Annotated in this window: 17 protein-coding genes; 8 read left to right on the top strand and 9 right to left on the bottom strand. The window is 73.1% G+C overall.

Going from position 1 to position 22,412, the window contains the following annotated elements; translation table 11 throughout:
* Nucleotides 1-109 precede the first annotated feature (109 nt).
* From ACESM1_RS11360 to ACESM1_RS11370, 3 genes are read right to left on the bottom strand one after another with little or no spacing between them, the layout of a single operon-like run.
* Nucleotides 110-571: an SAM-dependent methyltransferase gene (locus ACESM1_RS11360; RefSeq protein ID WP_372620135.1), complete on the bottom strand. Its 462-nt coding sequence runs from the start codon at nucleotides 569-571 to the stop codon at nucleotides 110-112.
* Nucleotides 568-1,962, bottom strand: a complete 1,395-nt coding sequence (locus ACESM1_RS11365; RefSeq protein WP_372620137.1) for a TRAP transporter large permease subunit — start codon at nucleotides 1,960-1,962, stop codon at nucleotides 568-570. Before ACESM1_RS11365 ends, ACESM1_RS11360 begins: the two co-directional genes overlap by 4 nt.
* A gap of 17 nt (nucleotides 1,963-1,979) precedes the next feature.
* The gene (locus ACESM1_RS11370; protein WP_372620139.1) at nucleotides 1,980-2,531 is read right to left on the bottom strand and encodes a TRAP transporter small permease subunit; all 552 of its coding nucleotides are present in this window, start codon (nucleotides 2,529-2,531) and stop codon (nucleotides 1,980-1,982) included.
* 147 nt (nucleotides 2,532-2,678) lie between these two features.
* Between ACESM1_RS11370 and ACESM1_RS11375 the strand changes: the two genes are divergently transcribed.
* The 8 genes from ACESM1_RS11375 (at nucleotide 2,679) to ACESM1_RS11410 (ending at nucleotide 11,971) form a co-directional block, all read left to right on the top strand.
* On the top strand, nucleotides 2,679-4,769 hold the full coding sequence (locus ACESM1_RS11375; protein ID WP_372620141.1) for a proton-conducting transporter membrane subunit: 2,091 nt from the start codon (nucleotides 2,679-2,681) through the stop codon (nucleotides 4,767-4,769).
* Nucleotides 4,766-5,725, top strand: a complete 960-nt coding sequence (locus ACESM1_RS11380) for a respiratory chain complex I subunit 1 family protein (protein ID WP_372620143.1) — start codon at nucleotides 4,766-4,768, stop codon at nucleotides 5,723-5,725. Before ACESM1_RS11375 ends, ACESM1_RS11380 begins: the two co-directional genes overlap by 4 nt.
* Nucleotides 5,725-6,393, top strand: coding sequence for a hydrogenase-4 component E (locus ACESM1_RS11385; RefSeq protein WP_372620144.1), 669 nt, complete (start codon nucleotides 5,725-5,727; stop codon nucleotides 6,391-6,393). Before ACESM1_RS11380 ends, ACESM1_RS11385 begins: the two co-directional genes overlap by 1 nt.
* A gap of 157 nt (nucleotides 6,394-6,550) precedes the next feature.
* On the top strand, nucleotides 6,551-8,005 hold the full coding sequence (locus ACESM1_RS11390) for a proton-conducting transporter membrane subunit (protein ID WP_372620146.1): 1,455 nt from the start codon (nucleotides 6,551-6,553) through the stop codon (nucleotides 8,003-8,005).
* Nucleotides 8,002-9,513, top strand: a complete 1,512-nt coding sequence (locus tag ACESM1_RS11395) for a hydrogenase expression protein HypE (protein WP_372620147.1) — start codon at nucleotides 8,002-8,004, stop codon at nucleotides 9,511-9,513. The genes ACESM1_RS11390 and ACESM1_RS11395 overlap by 4 nt, the downstream gene beginning before the upstream one ends.
* A complete protein-coding gene (locus ACESM1_RS11400; RefSeq protein ID WP_372620148.1) occupies nucleotides 9,513-9,746 on the top strand; it encodes a hypothetical protein in 234 nt (77 codons plus the stop codon). The genes ACESM1_RS11395 and ACESM1_RS11400 overlap by 1 nt, the downstream gene beginning before the upstream one ends.
* Nucleotides 9,747-9,756: 10 nt before the next feature.
* Complete coding sequence (locus ACESM1_RS11405) at nucleotides 9,757-10,311, top strand: NADH-quinone oxidoreductase subunit B family protein (protein WP_372620150.1); 555 nt, start codon at nucleotides 9,757-9,759, stop codon at nucleotides 10,309-10,311.
* Between the two features lie 742 nt (nucleotides 10,312-11,053).
* Entirely contained in the window at nucleotides 11,054-11,971 is a 918-nt protein-coding gene (locus ACESM1_RS11410) for a hypothetical protein (RefSeq protein WP_372620152.1), read from the top strand.
* Nucleotides 11,972-11,974: 3 nt separating this feature from the next.
* On the opposite strand, the gene ACESM1_RS11415 is transcribed toward ACESM1_RS11410, so the two are convergent.
* The 6 genes from ACESM1_RS11415 to tssL all read right to left on the bottom strand — a co-directional run bounded on the left by ACESM1_RS11415 (nucleotide 11,975) and on the right by tssL (nucleotide 22,396).
* Complete coding sequence (locus tag ACESM1_RS11415) at nucleotides 11,975-15,010, bottom strand: caspase family protein (RefSeq protein ID WP_372620153.1); 3,036 nt, start codon at nucleotides 15,008-15,010, stop codon at nucleotides 11,975-11,977.
* Between the two features lie 4 nt (nucleotides 15,011-15,014).
* Nucleotides 15,015-16,031, bottom strand: coding sequence for a hypothetical protein (locus ACESM1_RS11420; RefSeq protein WP_372620155.1), 1,017 nt, complete (start codon nucleotides 16,029-16,031; stop codon nucleotides 15,015-15,017).
* Between the two features lie 68 nt (nucleotides 16,032-16,099).
* Nucleotides 16,100-16,837, bottom strand: a complete 738-nt coding sequence (locus tag ACESM1_RS11425) for a PP2C family protein-serine/threonine phosphatase (protein WP_372620156.1) — start codon at nucleotides 16,835-16,837, stop codon at nucleotides 16,100-16,102.
* On the bottom strand, nucleotides 16,834-17,427 hold the full coding sequence (tagF, locus tag ACESM1_RS11430; RefSeq protein ID WP_372620158.1) for a type VI secretion system-associated protein TagF: 594 nt from the start codon (nucleotides 17,425-17,427) through the stop codon (nucleotides 16,834-16,836). The genes ACESM1_RS11425 and tagF overlap by 4 nt, the downstream gene beginning before the upstream one ends.
* Nucleotides 17,412-20,963: a type VI secretion system membrane subunit TssM gene (gene tssM, locus ACESM1_RS11435; protein WP_372620159.1), complete on the bottom strand. Its 3,552-nt coding sequence runs from the start codon at nucleotides 20,961-20,963 to the stop codon at nucleotides 17,412-17,414. Before tssM ends, tagF begins: the two co-directional genes overlap by 16 nt.
* A complete protein-coding gene (tssL, locus tag ACESM1_RS11440) occupies nucleotides 20,960-22,396 on the bottom strand; it encodes a type VI secretion system protein TssL, long form (RefSeq protein ID WP_372620160.1) in 1,437 nt (478 codons plus the stop codon). Before tssL ends, tssM begins: the two co-directional genes overlap by 4 nt.
* Nucleotides 22,397-22,412 lie beyond the last annotated feature (16 nt).

Below are 22,412 nucleotides of genomic sequence, written 5' to 3' on the forward strand. Positions count from 1 at the left end.
CATGCCGACACCACGCCCGTTGCGCGGGAACAATAGCCTGCGCAACGGACTGGCGTCATCCAGGACGGCACGGATGCGGAATAACGTCTTTGAGACCGCGTGTCGGCGGCTACCAGTAGCCCCGCATGATCTCGCGCGCCCAGTCCGGCTCCCGCACCTCGCCGCGCGGATCGAAGCCGGTCATATGCGGCTTGATGTCGAGCACCGGCGTGCCGTCCACCGCGTCCAGCCCGGCCACGCGGATGCGCATCCCGTCCACGCCGAGCAGGCGGCAGGTGGTGACGCCGAGCCGGTTCGGGCGCGGCGAGCCGCGCTGCGCGAGGATACCGGTGCGCGGCCAGTCCGTGCGGCCGCGCGGATGGCGCGCGTTGCGCTCCAGCTTCGCCGGGTCCAGCCGGTCGAAGACGAAGACCACGACGATGTGGCTGAAGCCATCGAGGCCGAGTGCCGCCTCGGGGCCGAGCTGCGCGGCATCGAGCACGATCTCCGCCTGCACCGCGTCCCAGGCATCGTCCGCCGGCTCGGCCCGGCCGCCGCGGACATGGCCGATGGGGGTGAGTGAGATGCTCACTGGAAGATCGGCACCGATTGCGGGTCGGGGATCTGCGGCGGGGGCACGTCGATGATCACCGTGCTCGGGTCCACCCGCGGCCCGCGGTCGAGGAACCAGGTGACACTCTCCGGCCAGGCGATGACGATCGCCACCAGCAGCAGCTGCAGGAACAACCAGGGAATGGCGCCGAGGTAGATGTCCTTGGTCAGCACCTCCTTCGGCGCGATGCCGCGCAGGTAGAACAGGGCGAAGCCGAAGGGCGGATGCATGAAGCTGGTCTGCATGTTGATGCAGATCAGCACCCCGAACCACACGAGGTCGATGCCCAGGTTCTTCGCCACGGGCGCGAGCAGCGGGATGACGATGAAGGCGATCTCGAAGAAGTCGAGGAAGAAGGCCAGCAGGAAGATGAAGACGTTGACGAAGATCAGGAAGCCTGTCGCCCCGCCGGGCAGGTAGCTCAGCAGGTGCTCGATCCAGATGCCGCCGTCCACACCCTGGAACACCAGGCTGAACACCGTCGCGCCGATCAGGATGTAGATCACCATGGCGGTGATGCGCATGGTGTTGGACATCGCCTGGCGGAGCAGCGCCCAGGTGAAGCGGCGATTGGCCGCCGCCAGCGCGATGGCGCCCACCACGCCCATCGCGCCGGCTTCGGTCGGCGTCGCCAGCCCCATGAAGATGGTGCCGAGCACCATGAAGATCAGCACGATCGAGGGCACCATGCCCTTCAGCACGCGCCACCACAGCCGCCAGTCGCGCGGCCGCAGCGCCTCCGGCGGCAGCGGCGGCACCTTCTGCGGCGCGACGATGCTGACCACCGCGATGAAGGCGAGGAACAGCGCGATCTGCAGGAAGGAGGGGCCGATCGCGCCGGCATACATGTCGCCCACGCTCTGGCCGAGCTGGTCGCCGAGCACGATCAGCACCAGCGAGGGCGGGATCACCTGCGTGATGGTCCCGGATGCCGCGATCACGCCGGTGGCGATGCGCATGTCGTAGCCGTAGCGCATCATGATCGGCAGGCTGATCATGCCCATGGCGATCACGCTGGCGGCCACCGTGCCGGTGATGGCGCCGAGGATGGCGCCGACGATGATCACCGCATAGGCAAGCCCGCCCGGGATCTTGCCGAAGAGCTGGCCGGTGCCTTCCAGCAGGTCCTCCGCCAGGCCGCAGCGTTCCAGGATGGCGCCCATCAGCGTGAAGAAGGGGATCGCCAGCAGCAGGTCGTTGGAGAGGATGGTGAAGACGCGCAGCGGCAGATTGAACAGGTAGGCGTCGGTGAACAGGCCAAGCTCGATCGAGACGAAGCCGAAGAACAGCCCGACCGCGGCCAGCGAGAAGGCGGCCGGGAAGCCGATCAGCAGGAAGATGATGAGGCCGCCGAACATCAGCGGCGGCATGATGTCTTCCCAGCCGCTCACTGTTCAGGCCGCGTATAGGCGGCGTGCAGCGATTCCTTCGGCACCCAATGCCCGCGCAGCACCGCGATGCGCTTGATCAACTCGGAAAGCCCCTGCGCCGTGATCAGCATGAAACCCAGCGGCATCAGCAGCTTCACCGGCCAGCGCAGCAGCCCGCCGGGCGAGGAGGAGGTCTCGTTCTGCGCCCAGGACTCCAGGAAGAAGGGCCAGCTCATCCAGGCCAGCAGCGCCATGGCCGGCAGCAGGAAGAGCGCGATGCCGATCACGTCCACCCAGACCCGCGCGCGGTCCGGCAGTGCGCCATAGACCAGGTCCACCCGCACGTGCTCGTTGCGGAACAGCGTGTAGCTGCCGCCGAGCATCACCATGCCGGCGAAGAAATACCATTGCGCCTCCAACGAGGCGTTTGAGCCCAGCGAGAAGGCGTAGCGCAGCCCCGCATTGCCGGCCGCCAGCAGGCAGGCCAGCAGTACGAACCACTCCGCCACCCAGCCGAGCCGGGTGTTCAGCGCGTCCACGGCGCGGCTGAAGGCGAGCAGGGGGCCCATCGGCCTTGGCGTGACCTCCCGGAACGGGCGCCCCGGCGGCGCCCGACGGTGCGGACTTAGCGCCACGGCCATGGCTTGGGAAGCGCTGAGGCCTGCCCGGCGCAGGTGGACGGCTTTCAACCCGGCGGGCCCTTCTGCCGTGCCGCCGTGGCCCGTAAACTCGTCCGCCGTGGCAATGCCATCCTCTGCGCCGTGCTGACTGCGCTCCTTCTCACCCTGCTCGGCCTGCTGCTCCTGCCGCTGGCCGCGGCGGCGCCGCTGGCCCGTGGGGTCGCCGCCGCGGTGGTGCATGGCGGCTCGCTCGCCGCTTCGGTGGCCTTCGCCGGCGTTGCGCTGGCGGCGCTGCTGACGGGGGGCGCCCTGCCGCAACCGCTGCCGCTGGCCGCGCCCTTCGGGCCGATGCTGGTCGCGCTCGATGCGCTCTCCGCCTGGTTCCTGCTGCTGCTCGGCCTGGCCGGCGCCTGTTCGGCGCTGTTCGCCCTGGCGCATGAGAGCCAGGCGCCGCCGCGGCTGCTCGCGGCCTATCCGCTGTTCCTCGGCGGCATGGCGCTGACGCTGGTGGCGGCGGACGGGCTGACGCTGATCCTGGGCTTCGAGGCGATGTCGCTGGCCAGCTGGGCGCTGGTGGCTGCCGACCATGCGAAGCCAGAGAACCGCCGCGCCGCGCGCCTCTACCTCGTTTTCGCCGCGCTGGCGGCCGCCTGCCTGATCCCGGCCATCGGCCTGCTGGCCGGGGCGGCTGGCGAGCTCGGCTTCGAGGCGATCCGCCAGCACCCGCCGCGCGGCTGGCTTGCGGCGCTGATCCTGGCGCTGGTGGTGGCCGGCGCCGGCGCCAAGGCCGGGCTGGTGCCGCTGCATGCCTGGCTGCCGCTGGCCCATCCGGCAGCGCCGAGCCATGTCTCGGCGCTGATGTCGGCGGCGATGACCAAGGTCGCGTTGTACGTGGCGGCGCGGCTGCTGTTGGATCTCGGCGGGCCGGCGCAGCCGCTGTGGTGGGGCGTGCCGCTGGTGGTGCTCGGTGCGGCCTCGGCGGTGCTCGGCGCGCTCCGCGCCAACCTGGAGGAGGAGGGCAAGACGCTGCTCGCCTGCTCCACCATCGAGAATGTCGGGCTGGTGGCCATCGGGCTGGGCCTCGCCGCCTGTTTCCGTGCCGCGGACCTTGCGCCGCTGGCGGCGCTGGCGGCCGGGGCCGCGTTGCTGCACGCACTCAATCACGCGGTCTTCAAGACGCTGTTGTTCCTCGGCATGGGGGAGGTCGCGCATGGCGCGGCGTCGCGCCACCTGGACCGGCTCGGCGGGCTGATCCATGCCATGCCCTGGACCGCTGCCTGCGTGCTGCTGGGCGCGGCCGCGGCGGCCAGCCTGCCGCCACTCTCGGGCTTCGCCAGCGAATGGCTGTTGCTGCAGGCGCTGCTGGCGGCCTGGCGGGTCGGCGACCTGATGTTCCAGCTGCTGATCCTTGCCGTGGCGGCGCTGGCGGCGCTGGCGGCGGCGCTGGCCGCGAGCGCGATGGTGCGCTTCTTCGGCCTGGTGTTCCTCGGGCGGCCTCGCACGCCACGCGCTGCCGGGGCGGAGGAGTTGCCGGGGGCTGCCCGGCTCTCGCTGCTGCTGCCGGCGGGGCTGACCGTGCTGCTCGGCCTGATCCCCGGCCCGATGCTGGCGCTCGGCGGCGAGGCGCAGCGCATCCTGGCGCGCGAGGCGATGGAGGGGCGCGCCGGGCTCTTCACCGTGGCGGTGGGCGATGGCGCCTCGCGCTACTGGCCGATCGGCATCGCGCTGCTGCTGGCGGCCGCGGGCGTCGCCGTCTGGGCGGCGGTGAAGCGGCGGGCGCCATCGGTCGCCCGCGACATCACCGGCGAGGACAGCGCACGGGGCCCGGCCTGGGATTGCGGCTTCGCCGCGCCGCCGCAGCACCTGCCCTTCGGCGACCCGGTGACCCAGCCCTCCGCGGCGGGGCTCGGCCAGCCGCTGCGGCGGATGCTCGGCCAGCCGGCGCTGGCGGCGCGCGAGGCGGTGACCATGCCGGATCCCGGCACCGTCGCGCCGGCGCGGCTGGATGCCGGCTTCGCCGATCCGTCCTTCGCGCTGCTGCTCGCCCCGCTGGCGGCGGCGCGCGAGGCGGTGGTGTCGCGCACCGAGCGGTTGCGCGGCCTCACCATCCGGCAGAGCCTGGTGCTGCCCTTCGTCACGCTGGTCGCGCTGCTCGTGCTGATCGCCTGGATGGAGGGAGGTGGATGAACCCCATCGCCGCGGTCTTCACGCAACTGGTGCATCTCGCGCTGGTGCTGGCGGCGGCGCCGCTGGTGGTCGGCGGCATACGTTGGCTGAAGGCGCGCATGATGGGTCGCGTCGGCGCGCATCCGCTGCAGCCCTGGCGCGACATCCTGAAGCTTCTGAAGAAGCGCCCGGTGCTGGCGGAGAATGCCAGCTGGATCAGCCGCGCCGCGCCCTATGCCGCCGCCGCGGCGGCGCTTGCCGCGCTGGCGCTGGTGCCGAGCTTCGCGCGTGGCATGGCCTTCGCGCCGTTGGCCGACCTGGTGCTGATCGCCGGGCTGCTTGCGCTCGGCCGGGTTGCGCTGGCATTGGCCGGGCTCGATGTCGGCACCGCCTTCGGCGGGCTCGGTGCGGCGCGGGAGATGTCCTTCGCGGCGCTGGCCGAACCGGCGCTGCTGCTGGTGGCGCTGACCTTCGCGATCCTCGCCGGTAGCACCGGCCTGGAGGCCATCGCCGCCACCTTCCAGGATGGTGCCGTCGGGCTGCGCGTCTCGCTGGTGCTGGCGCTGATCGCGCTCTGCGCGGTGGCGGTGGCGGAGAATGCGCGCATCCCGGTGGACAATCCCGCGACGCACCTGGAGCTCACCATGGTGCATGAGGCGATGATCCTGGAAGCCTCCGGCCGGCACCTGGCGCTGTGGGAGGCGGCGGCCGCACTCAGGCTGACGCTGTGGCTGGCGCTGATTGCGGCGGTGTTCTTCCCCGTCGCCACCGCGCCGGCCGGCTTCGCGCCCCTCGGCTGGATCACGGGGCTGTTCGCCTGGGTCGCGAAGATGGCGCTGCTCTGCCTGGCGTTGGCGGCCTTCGAGAGCGCGATCGCCAAGATGCGCGTGTTCCGTGTGCCGGAATTCCTGGGCGTCGCGCTGCTGCTCGGGCTGCTCGGCGGGATCCTGCTGTTCGTCTCGACGAGGCTGGCGTGATGGGCTTCGGCAGTGCGGCCTATGATGTCTCGCACCTGTTCGGCGGCGGCGTGCTGTTGCTGTCCTTCGTGCTGCTCTACCAGCGGCGGATCGGCGCGGTGATCAACGCCTTCGCGGTGCAGGGCGCGCTGCTGGCCTGCGCCGCGGCGTGGCAGGGATATGTGCAGGGCGCGCCTGGGCTCTACGTCACGGCGGTGATCGCCTTCGGCGCCAAGGCGGTGGCGATCCCGCTGGCGTTGCGCATGCTGGTCGGGCGGCTCGGCCAGCACACCGCGGTGGAAACCGCGCTCGGCGTCGGTGGCTCGCTGCTGGCGGCGATCGGGCTGGTGGGCCTGGCGGTGATGGTGGTGCTGCCGGTGACGGCGGGCGGGGCGACGCCGCTGGCGCGGGTGGACCTGACCATCGCGCTGTCCGTCGTGTTGCTCGGGATGCTGTCGATGATCGCGCGGCGCAACGCGATCAGCCAGGTGATCGGGCTCCTGAGCCTGGAGAACGGGCTGATCCTGGCCGCGGTGGGCGTGGCGGGGATGCCGCTGGTGGTGGAGCTGTCCACCGCTGCGCTGGTGCTGATGGCGGCACTCGTCGCGGCGGTGGTGGTGTTCCAGATCCGCGAGCGGCTGGACACGCTCGATACGCACATCCTGGACCGGCAGCGGGGCGACGCATGAGCGGGCCGCAGGCGCGCGAAGCGGCCCGGGCACCGGGCCGAGGCCGCGAATGCGGCCCGCCGCCGATGCGGCAAAGCCAAGCGGCCGGCTTGCGGCACTGCCGCCAGGCCGAAGCGCAGCGAAGGCTGGGCGCCCGGCGTTTGAGGGTATCACAAGGATGATGCCGCTGCCGTGGATCCTTGTCTTCTTTCCATGGTTCGGCGCCGTCGTTCTGGCGCTGATCCCGCCACGCTTCGGCATCGGACGCTTCGTCAATATCGGCATCGCCGCAGGCTCGCTGCTGATCGCGCTGATCCTGCTCGGCCATCCGCATGGCGAGCAGGGCTGGACGCGGACCGACGCGCTCAACCTGCCCTTCGTCGCCGTCGCCGCCCTGGTCGGGCTGACCACAGCGGTCTTCTCCGCCGCGACGCTGGATGCCGAGCGCTTCGACGAGCTCCGCATCCGCGCCTATCACGCCGTCTTCCAGCTCTTCATGGGCGCGCAGTTCCTGGCGCTCGTCTCCGACAATCTCGGCGTGATGTGGGTGGCGATCGAGATCGCGACACTTGCCTCCGTGCTGATGGTCGGCATCCACGGCACGCCGGCGGCGGTGGAGGCGGCGTGGAAATTCTTCATCCTCTGCGGCGTCGGCATCGCGCTGGCGCTGTTCGGGGTGATCCTGCTGTACCTCGCCGCGCAGCCGGTCGTGGGCAGCGGCGATCCGGGCCTGTCCTGGGCGGCGCTGCATGCGGTGGCGGCGCGCTGCGATCCCGGGCTGCTCTCGCTCGCCTTCGTCTTCCTGCTGGTGGGCTACGGCACCAAGGCGGGGCTGGTGCCGCTGCATTCCTGGCTGCCGGATGCCGAAGCCGAGGGACCGCTGCCGATCTGCGCCGTGCTCTCCGGCCTGCTGCTGAACGCGGCGCTGCTGGCGATCCTGCGTGCCGAGGCGATCGTCGGCGCCAACCCGGCGGCGCTGCCGGCGGGGCCGTTCCTGATCGGCTTCGGGCTGCTCTCGCTGCTGCTGGCCGCCTTCTCGCTGTGGCGACGGCGCGATGCGCGGCGGCTGTTCGCCTGGAGCTCGATCGAGCATGTGGGCCTGGCGACGTTTGCCTTCGGCCTCGGCGGCGCGGTGGCGAACCTGGCGGGCATCATCCACCTGCTCGGCCATTCGCTGGTGAAGAGCGCGGTGTTCTTCGCCGTGGGCGCGGCGGCGCTGATCAAGGGCAGCCAGAAGGTGGAGGATATCGGCGGCCTCGCCGCCAGCCACCCGGCGCTCGGCTGGGGTCTTGCGCTCGGTATCGCCGCGCTGGCGGGCATGCCGCCCTTCGCGCTGTTCGTCTCGGAGTTCCGGCTGGTCGCCGAGGGCGCGGCGCGCTTCCCCTGGCTGGTGCTGCCGGTGGGCCTCGGCCTCCTGGTCGCGGCGGCCGCGCTGATCCGCACGCTGCAGGCGCTCTGCCTCGGCGCGCCGACGCGCGACAACCCCGTGGCGGGCGCCTTCCCGCTGCCGGGCGGGCTGCTCTGGGTGAGCGGGCCGGTCTGGCTGCATCTGGTGCTGGCGGTGCTGCTCGGCTTCGCCGCGCCCGCGGGCTTCGTCGCGCTGCTGCGCGAGGGCGCGAGGATCCTCGGATGACCGGCGCAGCCTCCGACCTGATCCGCCGCGGCGCCCCGCAGGGCTGCCGCCCTTTCGAGCGCTTCCTGTTGACGCGCGACGCCTTCGCCGCGATGCGCGACGCGCTGCCGCAGCAGCCGACGCTGGCGCTGCTCTCGCTCTGGGCGGAGCCGGCGATGGTGCATGCCGCCTTCCTCGACGAGGCGGAAGGAGGGCTGCTGCTGGCCGGCGTGCCGGGCGAGGCCAGCTATCCCGCGCTCTCGCCCGTGCGTCCTGGCGCGGTGCGGTTCGAGCGGATGATCCGCGATCTCTGGGGGCTGGCGGGGGATGGCGCGGTGGATCTCCGCCCCTGGCTGGATCACGGCCGCTGGCCGGTGACGGCGCCGCTCTCCGCCCGCCCGCCGCGGAATGAATCCGCGCCGCTGCAGCCGGAATTCCTGCCGGTCGAAGGCGAGGGCTGGCACCAGATTCCGGTCGGGCCGGTGCATGCCGGCGTGATCGAGCCCGGCCATTTCCGCTTCAGCGTGCAGGGCGAGGTGGTGGTGCGGCTGGAGCAGCTGCTCGGCTACACGCACAAGGGCACGCTGTCGCTTATGCAGGGCAAGTCGCCGCGCGCGGCAGCGCGGTTCGCGGCGCGGCTCTCGGGCGACACCACCGTGGCGCACTCCCTGGCATTTGCGCTGGCCGCCGAGGCCGCCACCGGCACGCAGGCGCCGGCGCGCGCCGCGCAGCTGCGCGCGGTGATGCTGGAGCTGGAGCGCATCGCCAACCACCTCAATGATTGGGGATTCATTTGCAACGACGCGGCCTTCGCCTGGCCCCATGCGCGTTGCGGCGTGCTGCGCGAAGGCGTGCTGCGTGCCAATGCCGCCGCGTTCGGCCATCGGCTGATGATGGACCTGGTGATCCCGGGTGGCCTCGCCGCCGACATCGCGCCTGGCGGGCAGGCGCCGATCCTTGCCGCGCTGGCGGCGGTGGAGGCGGAAATGCCCGCGCTCGCCGCGGTCTATGACAGCCATGCCAGCCTGCAGGACCGCGTGGTCGGCACCGGCTTCCTGCGACCCGAGCTTGCTGCGCGCTTCGCCGCCGGCGGCTTCGTCGGGCGCGCTTCCGGCCGCGGCTTCGATGCGCGCCGTGCGCTGCCGCATGCGCCCTACGACGCGCTGCCGCCGGCGGTGACGGTGCTGACCGAGGGTGACGTGGATGCGCGCGTGCGGGTGCGCGTGGCGGAGCTGAAGGAGAGCATCGGCCTGGTGCGCACGCTGCTGGACTCGCTCGCGCCCGGCGAGTTGCACGCCGCGCTGCCGCAGCAGGGCGGGGAGGGCATCGCCGCGGTGGAGGGCTTCCGCGGCGAGGTGTTGACCTGGATGGCGCTGGATGACGGAGGCTTGATCCGCGCAGTGTTCCCGCGCGATCCATCCTGGCTGCAGTGGCCGCTGCTGGAGGCGGCCATCGAAGGCAACATCGTCGCCGACTTCCCTCTGTGCAACAAGTCGTTCAACTGCTCCTACAGCGGAGTGGACCTTTGATGGCGCGCTATCCGACGCCTGCGGGCGAGGCAACCGGGGCCAGCGGGATGTTCACCGTCACGCTGACAAAGCCGGGGCCGGGCCGGCAGGTGGCCGAGCACTGGGCCTATGACGAACGCGCGCAGGCGCTCGCCGAACTCGGCCTGATCGTCGAGCGCGTGCCGGCGGGCACCGAGCTCGTGCTGCGCGACCCGGAAGGCACCGACCTGCTGCGCATCGCGAAGTTGGCCTAGGACGACGGGAATGCTCTGGCCCAAGCTCGCGAAACGCCTGGTCTCCCGGCCGCTGACCGATGCGGTGCCGCTGGCGCCCGAGGAGGTGGTGCAGGCGCTCGCCGCCCGGCTGGAGGCGACGTCGCGCGCCCGCCTCGGCCGCAGCCTGTCCATCCGCGAGGTGGATGCCGGCAGCTGCAACGGCTGCGAGCTGGAGGTGAACGCCATGGCCGGCGTGCTCTACGACATGGAGCGCTTCGGCCTGCGCATCGTCGCCAGCCCGAAGCATGCCGATGTGCTGCTGGTGACCGGGCCGGTGACGCGCAACATGCGCGAGGCGCTGGAGCGCACGCGCGCCTGCACGCCGGAGCCCTGCTGGGTGGTCGCGGCTGGCGATTGCGCGGCGGATGGCGGTGTCTTCAAGGGCAGCTACGGCGTGGAATCGGGCGTGGCGCAGGTCCTGCCGGTGGACCTGGTGATCCCCGGCTGCCCGCCGAGCCCGATGCAGCTGCTCGAAGGGCTGCTCTCGCTGCTCGAAGCGCAGGATGAGCCGCGGAAGGCGCCGGGCGGCCACGGCGGGCGATAATGGCGCCCGCTCCCGGGTTCGGGGGCACGGCAAAAAGAATGGGCCGGCCGCATTGCTGCGACCGGCCCGAAGGGCCGATCCCCCGTTGGAGGTCCGGCCTCGTCGGCATCGGCCTGCCGGGAAATGGCCGATACCGAAGCGTTCGGCGCCGCCCCGCCGGACGGCGCCGGAAAACCCTCAGCCCTGCCGGGCCGAAGCGCGGCGCGCCCGCTGCGCGGCTTGCCGCGTGCGCCTCGCCTGAGCCGCCTGGCGCTGCCGGCGCGGCGCCTGCGCCGTCTGGCGGCGCTGCCGTTGCTGCGGCCTGGCCTGGGTTCCCGGCTCGGCCTGTGCCACCTCCTGATAGGCGGTGGGCGGCGACACCGCGCTGGCCGGCGCGGTGAGCAGCAACGGCGCGCCGAGAGCAAGCGCAAGAAGCGAAACTCTGAACAACCTCGTCATCGGCGATGTCCTGGGAAAGGCGTGGATGGGTGTGGAAGCACGCGTCCAAGCGCCCGGGGGCAACGCCGAACAGTGCGGAAGCATGGACAGCAAGGCCTCTCGCCCGCATGGGGGCGGGCTGAAATTGCGGTAATGAGCGCGCTCGCGTGCGTTTTCTTGCTGCGCCACCCCTCGGGTCGGCACACCAGACCGGTCCTCTCACAGCCGGGCCGATGCTGGTCTATGATCGTGGCCGCGAAGGTCACCGCCGCGGGGCGGCGAACGGCGCGGACAAGCGAGCCACCAGAGTTCCGGACAACCCGCCATGCGCCGCCTCCTCTCCCTGATGCTTGTCCTGCTTCCCGGCCTCGCCAGCGCGGAAACGCTGCGCGTCGGCCCCGGTCAGCGCTTCGAGCGGCCGAGCCAGGCCGCCGCCGCCGCACGGCCCGGCGATACCGTGCTCATCGCACCGGGCCGCTATGTCGATTGCGCCATCTGGCGCGCGGCGAACCTCCGCATCCGGGCCGATGGCGGGCAGGTGGAGATCACCGGCCCGGTCTGCGGGCACAAGGCGCTGTTCGTCACCGCCGCGCCCGACATCGAGATCGTCGGCCTCGCCTTCCTCGGCGCGACCTCGCAGGGCGGCAACGGTGCCGGCATCCGCGCCGAGGGCGGCAACCTGACGATCCGCGCGAGCCGCTTCGAGGCGAACGAGAACGGCATCCTCACCGCCCAGAACGCCGGCGCCACGCTGCTGATCGAGGACAGCGTCTTCCTGCGCAACGGCGCATTGCGCGAGGGGCGGGACTGCGCGCACGGCGTCTATGCCGGCGGCATCGGCGCGCTGGTCATCCGCCGCAGCCTGTTCGAAGGCACGCGCGTCTGCCACCACGTGAAGTCACGCGCCGCCCGCACGGAGATCACCGACAGCCGACTTCTCGACACGCCGGAAGGCCGCGTCAGCTACCTGGTGGACTTGCCGAACGGCGGCGATCTGCTGCTGCGCGGCAACACGCTGCGCAAGGGGCCGAACTCCGGGAATGCCGGTACCGCCGTCGCCATCGGCTTCGAAGGCGTTCGCCACCCCACGCCGCGGCTGCGCGTCGAGGCGAACCGCTTCGAGAACCTGCAGCCGCGCGGCACCGTCTTCGTCGCCAACCGCAGCGAGACGCCTGCCGAGCTGATCGGCAACATGCTCAGCGGACACGTCACGCCGCTCACCGGGCCGGGCAGCGTGCGCTGAGCGCTACCGCCGGACCTGCGCCATCGGAAAGCTGCGCAGGTCGCGCTGGGCGGTGCGGAACACCGCGTCCTGGCGGTGCCGCTTCTCCGCCGCCAGCTGCGGCACGCGGCGCATCACCCATTCGCCGAGCGCCAGCGCGCTGACCCTGCCTTCGCCATCCACCGCGGCGCGGCCCTGCAAGCCCTCGCGCAGCGCATAGGCGAAGACGCCGTTGCGGTCGTCGTAGCTGTCCAGCGCCTCCTGCACGCTGGTGCTGGCAGCGAGCAGGAAGCGGCCGGTTTCGTTGCCGAGCGCCGAGAGCTGATCCAGCGTCAACTGCCCGGCATGGCAGGTATCGAGCAGCAGGAAGCCATCGCGCGCGCGGATGCGCGAGACGGCGGCGACCAGCGTGGCATCCTCCAGCCCCTGCCGCCGCAGCGCATCCCAGCTCGATCCGTCCGTCACGTCGTGCGGCAGGAACAGGAAGCGGTTGTCGGGCTCGGTGCGCACGCCGTGGCCGGCGATGTAGAGCACGAAGGTGTCGCCCGGCAGGGTGTCGCGCGCCGCCGCCTCCAGCGCGCCGAGCACGCCCGCCCGCGTCGCTTCCGCATCGCGCAGCACGGTGGTCCGCACCTCCTGGAACAGGCCTGCGCCCTGCGCGCGCAGCGTCTCGGCGACCGTCATCGCATCCGGCACCGCATAGGCGAGGTTCAGCGTCGGGTTGGCATAGCGGTTCACGCCGATCGCCAGCACCACCAGCCGCCCGGCCCCCGCCGCGGCCTGCGGCCCGGCGGCGCGGCGCAGATCCAGCGTCGGGCCCTCGGCGAACACCGTGCGGTCGCCGCCATGCAGCCGGGTGGTGATGCGGTTCGGCCCGGGGTCGAGCGGCACTTCCACCGTCGTCGCCGCGCCGGCGGAAACGGATTCCACGCGGGCGGCGATGCGGTCGTTCACCAGCACGTCGAGCGGGCCAAGCCCGAGCCCGCGATCGGTGGCGGTGAAGGTGAGGCGCAGCGCGGTGGCCTCCTCCGGCAGGTCGCGCGCATCCCAGGCCAGTTCGGCGCAGCCCGCGTCGCTGACGATGCAGGCGCTGCCCGGAGCGAGTAGCGGCAGCCGGCCGAGCCGGTCCCGCACCTCGCCAAGCTGCGCCAGCCGCGCGAGGGCCGGCGCGCTGTCGCCGGCCAGCCGTGCACGCACCGCGGCGGGCGCGTAGAGCGCGCGATAGGCCTGGCGGAAGCTCGCCCATTCCGGTGTCTGGTTGCGCGCGCGGTTGAGGTGCAGGCCGACGAGCTCCTGGCCCCCGTTCGGCGCATGGTCGAACAGGCCCTCCGGCGTCCAGATCACCCAACGCAGCGTCTCCGCATGGATGAACAGCGCCGCATGCTCCGTGATGTCCGCGTCCGCGAGGCGGTACCAGCGCAGCGTGCCGTCGCCGAGCGCGGCCACCGCGACATCGCCGGCCGCTGCGACGCCCCAGGCGGCGCCGGGCAGCGAGAGCGCCGCGCGCGGCCGCCCGGCGGTGTCGTAGAGGCGCAGATGGTTGTCGGTGCCGAGCAGGATGCCACGGTCGCCATCGAGCAGCGTCAGGCTGCGGGCGAATTCACCCTCGCCCATGCGCAGCACCGTCTGGCCGAGGCGGGGGCGGTTGGAGTTCCGCCAGTCCGGAGCCAGGGCGAGCTTGCCGCCGATGGTCGCCCGCGCGGCGGTGAAGCCGCCTTCCTCGGCGGTGGCGCGGCCGAGCTGGCCGGACACCGCGTCGAACACCAGCGGCGCGGCGCCGGGGCGCAGCGCGATGCGCAGCCGCGTGCCGTCCGCCGTGATGGCCAGGCTGACGCCCGTGTTGCGGAAATCGGCCCCCGGCGGGCGCGGCGCGATCGCCACCGTGCCGTCCGGCGCCAGCCGCCCCCAGCCGGGATCGGCGGCCGCGAAGGCCAGGCCGCCGCCCTGGGGGATGGTCAGCAGATGCGCGATGGCGTCACGCGCGGCAGGGATGTCGGTGGCCGGGCCGAGCCCGAAATCCGCCCAGCGCCGGATGACGAAATCGCGCCGCTCCGCCGCCGCCGCCGGCGCACCGGGCACCGCGACGATGCCGCGCGCCGCTGCCGTGGCCGGCGTGGCGGCCGGGTTGGGAAGCCGCGCATAGCCGGCGGCGTGCAGCTGCACGCCGCCGCGTCCATCCGCCGCCCAGGCGACGGCCGGCAGGCCCTCGCCCGTCAGGCCCTCGATGCCGGGGATGAACACCGTGCGCAGATCGCCGGCGGCCAGCACCTCCACCCGCAGCCGGTCCTCGAAGCCGAGCGCGACCAGCGCGCCATCGGGCGACCAGGCGAGACCGAAGGGCCGCGCGCCCTGCACCGGCACGCGTTCCGCCAGCCTGCGGCCGGCGCGCGCCTCATGCACCCGCACCTTGCCATCGGCGCCGGTGGCGGCGAGCAGCGCGCCCCCCGGCGCGAAGCCCACCATCCGCGCCGGCCCGGCATAGGCGGCGTCTTCCCACAGCGGGCGGCCGTTGCGTGCATCCCAGACCCGGATCCCGGCCCGCCCGCCGAGTGCCGCGGCCAGCAGCCCGCCATCCGGCGAGACGGCCAGGTGCTGCACCGGCGCCGGCAGGCCAGGCAGCCGGGCGAGCAGCGCGCCGCTGCGCGTGTCGAACAGGTAGATGCAGAAGGCGCCGTCCCAGGCACCGCCCGTGAAGCCGGCGGCGAAGGCGCGCAAGCCGTCCGGCGTCAGCGCCACGGCGTAGAGCTCGCCCTCGCCTTCGGGCGCGATGGGCGGGCGGAGGACGCCGCGCGGCGTGCCGTCGGGCAGATCCCACAGGCGCAGCGTCTTGTCGTCCGAGACGCTGGCGAGCAGCCGCCCGGCCGCATCGGTCGCGAGCCGTGCGACCGGCGCGGTGTGGGCGGCGGCCTCGATCCGCAGGAAGGGCTGCGCCGGCGGCTCCGCTGCCGGGCGCGTCCCCGCCTGCTGCGCCCCCGCCTGCTGTGCCGAGGCCGCCGGAAGGCGCAGGCCGGAGGCGAGCAGCGCCGCCCCGGCCAGCGCGGTGCGGCGTGGCAGGATCATGCCGTCAGCTGGCGGCCAGCTCGAAGCCCTGGCCTTCGACGAGGCGCTGCGCATTGCCGACGCTCTCCGCGAAATTGTCGCGCCGGGCGATGTTGCTGGCAGCGAGCGAGCGCACATCGCCCTCATTCGCCACCGCCGCGACCGCCGGGCGGCTTCCAAGGCTACGCCCCTCCGGGAAGGCGGAGGAGGGGGCGTATCCGCGCAGGCCCGTGCTGGTCTCGACCAGCGCGAAGCCGCCGGTGGCGGGTGCCAGCGTCACCCGCTCCCGCGGGCTGACCCGGGCGACTTCGGGCGCAGCGGGGTCGGGACGCAACTTCAGCGGAACGGTGGTGCGGGCAGCCACCGGCACGACGCGGCCGACCTGGGCGCCGGCGGCCACCTGCTCCTTCACGCCGGGGGCGACGGTCTCGATCGCGGTGTCGAACTGGGCGCCGCGCTCGGTGATGCGGCCGTTGATGGTCTGGGCGAGCTGCAGATCGCGCTGCGTCATCGCGCGCAGATTGGCCATCGCGTTCTCGGCCTGCCCGCGCTGGATACGGCCGGCGCGCAGATCCTCGCGGACGCGCTGGGCGGTGGCGAAGCGGCAGTCCATCAGCTGGTTGAAGGCGAGCTGGGTGCGGTCGAGCTGCGCATTCTCCACCGCCAGGTCGCCGGCGATGGTCTGGTTCAGCGTGGCCTGGTCCACCGCCTGCTGCTGGCGGGCCTGGAAATAGCCGGTGGTGCCGCCCGCGATACCGCCGGCTGCGGCGCCGATGGCCGCCCCGGCCGCGATGTTGCCGCCGCGCTGACCGGTGGCCGCGGCGATCAGCCCGCCGAGGATGGCCCCGCCCACAGCGCCCATCGCGGCGCCGCGGATGATGTCCTCGGCGAAGAAGTTGCCGGTGGAATCCAGCGCGACCACCTGCGCCCGGCAGGCATCCGAGCCGTCATCCGTGCCGATTCGCGCCTCGCGCGTCGTGCAGGCGGCGAGCAGGGCCACGGATGTCGCCATGGCGACATAGCGGCGAAGTCTGGGCGACATGGTACCCCCAAAAGGCGCAAGATGATGACCCAGGGTAGTCTTTACCCGGGCGAAGTTCCAGCGCCGCGCTATGCCTCGGCACCGGCTTCCACCGCCACGGCGGTGACGTTGTCCGAGGCATGGCGCGCCAGCGCCGCGGCGATCAGCAGCTCCGGCGCCAGCGCCGCATCGGGCACCGCGAGCAGCGTCGCGATCTCGGTGACCGGAAGCGTCTTCGAAAGGCCGTCGCTGCACAGCAGGAAGCGGTCGCCGGGCAGCACGCGGTCGGTGCATTTGTCGATCTCGAGCCCGTCCTCGCCGGCGCCGACGGCGCGGGTGATGACGTTGGCGCGCGGATGGCTTTCGGCGTCCTCGGGCCGCACCATCCCGGCATCCACCAGCTCCTGCACCAGCGAATGGTCGCGCGTCACCTGTTCGAGGCTGCCGTCGCGCAGGCGATAGAGCCTGGAATCGCCGGCCCAGAGGCAGGCGAAGTGACCGTTGCGCACGATCAGCACCACCACCGTGGAGGCGATGGTGCCGCGGTGTTCCGCGCCGGTTTCGCGCAGCGCATCGTGCACCAGCAGCAGGCGCTGGCGCACCTCGCCCAGCATGCGGCCGGCCGGCAGGTCATCGGGGATCGCCGCGAGCGCGTCGCGGATCATGCCGGAGGCAACCTCGCCCGCTTCATGACCGCCGGCGCCATCGGCCACAGCCCAGAGGCCGGCATCGGGCCGGTCCACATAGGAGTCCTCATTGTGTGTGCGGCGCGCGCCGGGATCGGTCTTGCCGGCGGAGCGGAAGCGGGTGGCGAGCTGCTCGCTCACGGCACGGCGTCTCCCGGGGCGGGGGGGGTGGCGTCCTGCAGCATCGCAGCGAAAGCCGCCGGGCCGGGCAGGGCGCCGGCGACGAATTGCCGCGGCGCGACGCGCGGCGCGCCGATGGTCCACCAGGAGCCCAGTGCACCGCCGGTGCCGCAGCCGGCCGGCAGGGCGGCGATGCGCTCCGCCACGCGGTCGGGCTCGGCATCGGCGAGCACGGCATCGAGCCCGGCGGCTTCCAGCAGGTCGAGCCAGGCCGGGTCCGGCGCCGGCGCGGCGGAGAGGCCGGCGAAGGTGGCGGCCAGCGTCAGCGGCCAATGGCGCCCGCTGCGGTCCACGCTCGGCAGCATCACGCCGGCGGCCGCCTCCGGCCCGCAATGGCCGGCGGGCAGGGCAAAGCGCCAGATCGGCGCCTCCAGCCAGGCGGGCAGCCAATCCTCGCCGAGGATGGCGCGGCTGCCCGACATCGCCTCCGCCAGCCAGGCATCCCAGGGCTCGGCGAAGCCGCGGGGAAGGCCGCGGCTGACGAAGTCGCCGCGCGCGGGTAGCTTCCCGAGGAAGCCGCAACGTGCCGAGAGGGCTACAGCGCCGGGCACCGGAATTCCTGCAGCACCGTGCTGGCAAGTGGGTTGAGGGTGGAGGAGGCGCGGATGTCGTAGGTGATGCTGCGCTCGCCGGCGCGGAAGCTGAGCGTGAAGCGCTCCGCGGCGCCGCCGCCGGTGATCTGGCCCTGCTGGAACAGGCGCAGCAGCGCCCAGGGGCCGTTGGCCTGCAGCACGCCGGGCCCGCTGGTCGGGGCCGGGTCGAAGACCAGGCGCACATTGGTCATCCGGTTGGCGCCCGGCCAGGTCACCTGGGTGGAGCGCGTCGGGCCGTGGGCATAGGTGATCACCACGCCGTCCAGATCCAGCGTCGCCTGCCGCGCCCCGGCATCGAGCTGCGCCGGCGCGATGTCGAAGCGGAAGCCGGGTTGCGGGCCGCCGGCGAAGAAGATGTCGCGGATCACGGCCGCGCGCTGGAAGTTCGCCACCGCATCGGCGGAGACCGGCGCCGGCACGCCATCCAGCGCCTGCGGCCGCCAGTTGCGGCCGGACATGTCCACGAAGGGCCGGATCTGGGTGTTGAAGAAGCTGTCCAGCATGCCGCCGGGGGCGAAGAGCCGGGCGAAATCGTCCATCGGGATCTCGTTCGGCGCACCGCGGCGGAAGGGAAAGCGCCCCTCCACCGCCTGCCGGCAGAGCTGCGCCGGCGAGATGCCACCGGCCGCCGCGCCGCCACCGCCGGCAGCGCCACCCGCCGCACCGCCATTCCAGGCCGCCGCAGCCTGCGCGCGCACGCCGCCGCCGCGCAACGCAATCGCGTTGCTCGCCAGGCTGGTGAGCCAGCGCGCCACCGGCTCGGGCTGGCGCGAGGCCTCAGCGCGCATGATGGCGATCGGGTCGGCGCCGGTCGGCAGCGGCGCGGCCGCGCCGCCCTGCTGCGCCGCCGCCACCTGGGCGAGCTGCTGCTGCAGCTGGGTGACCAGCGCGAGCAGGTTGTCGAGCGGCGCGCCGGGGCCGCTGCCGACCAGCTGGCGCAGCGCCTCGTAGCGCTCGTCCACCGCGATGCCAGGCGGCGGCGGCGGCGGGCCGCCGGCCTGGCCGAGCACCGCGCTGAGCCGCGAGGCCGCGGCGCCGGCCGCCCCGGCGCGCTGCGCCACTGCCTGCGCGGCCGCCGCTGCGCCCCCGGCCGCGGCGGCCGGCGGTTCCGGAGATACGCTCAGCGTGAGCTGGCGCGTGATGGCGACCAGCAGGTCGCGCATCGGCGATTGCGGCGCGCCCAGGATGAACAGGTCCTGCACCGCCTGCGGCAGGTTGCGCAGCGGCACCACGTTCAGGTCGGCGAGCATCGCCTCCCAGTGGCGGACATAGTCGTTGACGTAGAGGGCGACGACATCGCGCTCCAGAGTCTGCACCGCCGGGCTGTTGGGGTCGATCTCCGAGCGCTGGCCGAGCACCCAGGATTCGCCCGCGACCTCGCGCGCCGCCTGCGGCAGCGAGGGAAGTAGCACGCGGTGGAAGCCGTCCACCGTGTAGAAGCCCGGAATGCCCTCGGTCAGCGGCTTGCCGGAGCCGCGGATGAACAGCCGCGCACCGGCGGCGCCCGCGGCATCGCCCGGCCGCCAGGGCGGCAGGCGCACCGCCGCGCCGGAGGGGCGGATGCGCGAATAGACGCGCTCGGCGAGCGGGATGCGGCTGAAGGCGCGCTGCGCTTCCTCGACCAGCGCGCCGTCCAGCGCCACCTGCGGCAGCGGGTTGGCCAGCAGCGCGATGAGGTGTGAATCGAGCGAATCGCGCAGCGGCTGGTTGGGCGCGCCCGGATAGGCATTGGCCCAGTCGAGCGCCATCCACTCCCGCACCAGGTCACGGTCGAGCGGCCCGGCGGAGCCGAGCATGAGGTAGATGCGCGTCGCCTCGTAGAGCAGGTCGGGCTGGTTGAAGGCGCCACGCATCTGCGCCTCCAGCCGCCACAGCAGCCGCGGCAGCAGCGCGCGCTGGACGGCATGGCGATAGGTCACGTTCCCGGCGGCGGTGAGCTTGCCGGCTTGCGACATGCCAAGCCCCGCATCGGCCGCCGCGGCCTGCGCTGGCAGGGCGCGCGCGGCATCCAGCACCGGTGCGATGCGCGCGAGGTCGCCATCGCCGACCGGATCGGTCAGCACCGGCCCGGCCATCTGCTCATAGGCGGCGAGCGAGGCGGCGAAGCGCGCCGCGCCGCTCTCGGCGTTGCCGCGCTCCAGCCACAGCCAGCCACCACCGCCGAGCATCAGGATGGCGCTGCCCGCCCAGGCGGCGACGCGCAGCGCGCGGTCGCGGCGCACCCCGGCGGGATTGGCGACGCCGAGCATCGCCTCGCCGAACACCACGTCCTTCAGCAGGCGCTCGAGGAAGTAGGAGCGTCCCGATTCCGGGCGCAGCGCCGGGGCGCGGCGCTGGTCGATGCCGAAGCCGCGCGCCAGCACGCCGGTGAGGCGATCGATCGGCGTGCCTTCCTGCGTGCCCGACGCGAAATAGACGCCGCGCAGGAAGGGCGCGGGATCGAGGCGGGAGCCACCGAAGGCTTCGACGAGGAACTCGTTGAGCGGCGCCTCAAGGCTGGCGAGCTGGGTCGGGAAGCCGGCAATGGCGGCGCGGCGGTCCGGGTTGCGCTCGGCCTGCAGGCGATCCAGCACGCGGCCCTCGACCCGGTCGAGCAACGCCTTGAACTCGCCGCCGAAACCGGCGAGCGGCTCCTTCTCCGCGGGCGGGAAGGTGACGCCCCAGACCTGCGCACGGCGTTCGCGGTCGAGGTCGTCGAAATACTCGGTGAAGCCGCGCAGCAGGTCGGCCTTGGTCAGCAGCAGGTAGACCGGCACCCGCACGCCGAGCCGGTCCGTCAGCTCCTTCACCCGCTTGCGGATGGCGCGCGCGTGGGAGAGGCGCTCCGGCTGCGGGGCGGAGGCGATCTCCGGCACGCCGATCGCCACCAGCACACCGTTCAGCGGCTGCCGCGGACGCGAACGCTTCAGCGAATCGAGGAAGGCATCCCAGCCCGCCCTGTCCACGTTCTGGTCGGAATCCTGCGTGGTGTAGCGGCCGGCGGTGTCGATCAGCACCGCCTCGTCGGTGAACCACCAGTCGCACATGCGCGTGCCGCCGGCACCCGCCACCGCGCCCTGGCCCATCTCGGCGGCGAGCGGGAATTTCAGGCCGGCATTCAGCAGCGCCGTGGTCTTGCCGGCGCCGGGCGGGCCGATGATGACGTACCAGGGCTGCTCGTAGAGGTAGCCGCGCGTGCCGCGCGCCTTCGCCAGCGTGCCGAGCGCGCCGGTCAGCCGCTCGCGCAGCTTCGCCGCTTCCTCATCGGCCGCCAGCTTCGACGGGTCGGGGCCGGAGGTCGCACCCTCGACCAGCGCGGCCTCCTTCCTGCGGCGGCTGCGGCCGATCCAGAAATTCGCGCCGAACCAGACAAGCGCGATGACGGCGACGATCGCCGCGCGGATGATCCAGTCTTCCAGGAAAGACAGCAGCGGGCCGAACACCCAGACCAGCACCGCGATCAGCAGTGCGCCGATGCCGGAGAGGATCCAGCGCCAGGGCAGGCGAGACATCATCGCGCGCCCTCCCGGCGCAGCAGCACTTCGATGCGGCGGTTGGCCTCGCGCCCCTCGGCGGTGGCGTTGCTCTCCACCGGCTCGGAATCGGCGCGGCCCTCGGCGGTGACGCGGCCGGGATCGCCGAGGCCGCGCAGCAGCGCATTGCGCGCCGCCTCCGCCCGCGCGGTGGAGAGCGCGAAGTTGGAGGGGAAGGCGACAGTGCGGATCGGCACGTTGTCCGAATGCCCGATCACCAGGACGGGCCCCGGCTCGTCGCGCAGCGCCTCGCCGATGCGGGTCATGATCGGCAGGAAGCTGCTGGTCAGCGTGGCGCTGCCGGAGCCGAACATGCCGCGGTTGCGGATGCGGATCAGTGGTGCCGAATCGCTGCCCAGCACGCGGACGATGCCCTGCTCGATCTCGGGCGCGAGGAAGGCGCGCAGCTTGTCGAGCGGCCCGGGTGCGGGTGGCGTGAGCGGCGGTGGCGGCGGCGGCGGCGGGCGCACCGGCGCGGCGCGGGCGATCTGCGGCATCGCGGCGGGCGGCGCTGCCTGGGCGCGTGCGAGCAGCCCGTCCGTGCCCGATTCCAGATCGCCCGAGAGCCAGACGAACAGCCCGCCCAGGACGGCGGCGACCGCGCTGGCCATCACCCAGACCGGCACCCGCGCCTTGCTCGGACGGTAGGGCGCCGCGACGCCGCGCCAGCGGGGCGAGAGCTCGGGGTCCGGCGGGGCGGCGCGCTGGCGGATGATGGTCGCGTGCAACTCCTCCCGCACGCGATCGAGCTCCGCGGGCCCGCGGGGCGAGAGGCGGTAGCGGCCCTGGAAGCCGAGCGCCAGGCAGAGATACATCAGCTCCAGCACCGGCAGGAAGGTCGCCGGGACCTGCTGCATCTTCTGCAGCAGCGCGAAGAAGCGCTCGCCGCTGCCGGTCTCCTGGTGGAAGGTGCTGACCAGCGACCTTCCGGCCCAGGCGCCCTGGCTGCCCCAGGGGGTGTTCAGCACGATGTCGTCGAGCGCGGCGCAGAGCGCGTAATGCGCGGGGCGCAGCTGGTCCATCGGCACGTTGCCGGCGCGCGCCTCCTGCTCGAAGCGGCGCATTGCGGCGACCGCGCGCTCGCGCAGCTCGCCCGGATCGGGCTGGGCGACGGTGTTGCGCAGCCGGCCCATGAGTTGCAGCAGCGGCTGCGCCGCGGCGACCAGCGGCGAGGAGCCGACATGCGGCACCTCCACCGCCGCATCCAGCGGCGCGGCGGCATAGGCGGCGGCCGGCGGGGGCGCCGAGGCGAAGGGATCGCGCCCCTGCGGCGGGGCTCCGAACGAATCACGCGCCGGCGTCGCGCCGCCGAAGGGCGTGCCCGCCGGCTGCGGTGGCGGCGCGCTGCGCCCGCCCGGCGCAGGCCGGATGACGGTGCGGTCGTCATCGGGTTCGTGGAACGGGTTGTCGCTCACCCTGTCCTCCCGTTCG

Source organism: Falsiroseomonas sp. (genome assembly GCF_041690465.1).
GTDB lineage: Bacteria > Pseudomonadota > Alphaproteobacteria > Acetobacterales > Acetobacteraceae > Falsiroseomonas.

What these genes read in the sequence shown, in the direction of transcription:
- ACESM1_RS11405 (WP_372620150.1), top strand. Translation starts at nt 9,757, where the DNA reads ATGCTCTGGCCCAAGCTCGCGAAACGCCTGGTCTCCCGGCCGCTGACC.
- ACESM1_RS11415 (WP_372620153.1), bottom strand. Translation starts at nt 15,010, where the DNA reads ATGATCCTGCCACGCCGCACCGCGCTGGCCGGGGCGGCGCTGCTCGCC.
- ACESM1_RS11420 (WP_372620155.1), bottom strand. Translation starts at nt 16,031, where the DNA reads ATGTCGCCCAGACTTCGCCGCTATGTCGCCATGGCGACATCCGTGGCC.
- ACESM1_RS11395 (WP_372620147.1), top strand. Translation starts at nt 8,002, where the DNA reads ATGACCGGCGCAGCCTCCGACCTGATCCGCCGCGGCGCCCCGCAGGGC.
- tssM (WP_372620159.1), bottom strand. Translation starts at nt 20,963, where the DNA reads ATGATGTCTCGCCTGCCCTGGCGCTGGATCCTCTCCGGCATCGGCGCA.
- ACESM1_RS11385 (WP_372620144.1), top strand. Translation starts at nt 5,725, where the DNA reads ATGGGCTTCGGCAGTGCGGCCTATGATGTCTCGCACCTGTTCGGCGGC.
- ACESM1_RS11400 (WP_372620148.1), top strand. Translation starts at nt 9,513, where the DNA reads ATGGCGCGCTATCCGACGCCTGCGGGCGAGGCAACCGGGGCCAGCGGG.
- ACESM1_RS11370 (WP_372620139.1), bottom strand. Translation starts at nt 2,531, where the DNA reads ATGGGCCCCCTGCTCGCCTTCAGCCGCGCCGTGGACGCGCTGAACACC.
- ACESM1_RS11390 (WP_372620146.1), top strand. Translation starts at nt 6,551, where the DNA reads ATGATGCCGCTGCCGTGGATCCTTGTCTTCTTTCCATGGTTCGGCGCC.
- ACESM1_RS11380 (WP_372620143.1), top strand. Translation starts at nt 4,766, where the DNA reads ATGAACCCCATCGCCGCGGTCTTCACGCAACTGGTGCATCTCGCGCTG.
- ACESM1_RS11410 (WP_372620152.1), top strand. Translation starts at nt 11,054, where the DNA reads ATGCGCCGCCTCCTCTCCCTGATGCTTGTCCTGCTTCCCGGCCTCGCC.
- ACESM1_RS11365 (WP_372620137.1), bottom strand. Translation starts at nt 1,962, where the DNA reads ATGCCGCCGCTGATGTTCGGCGGCCTCATCATCTTCCTGCTGATCGGC.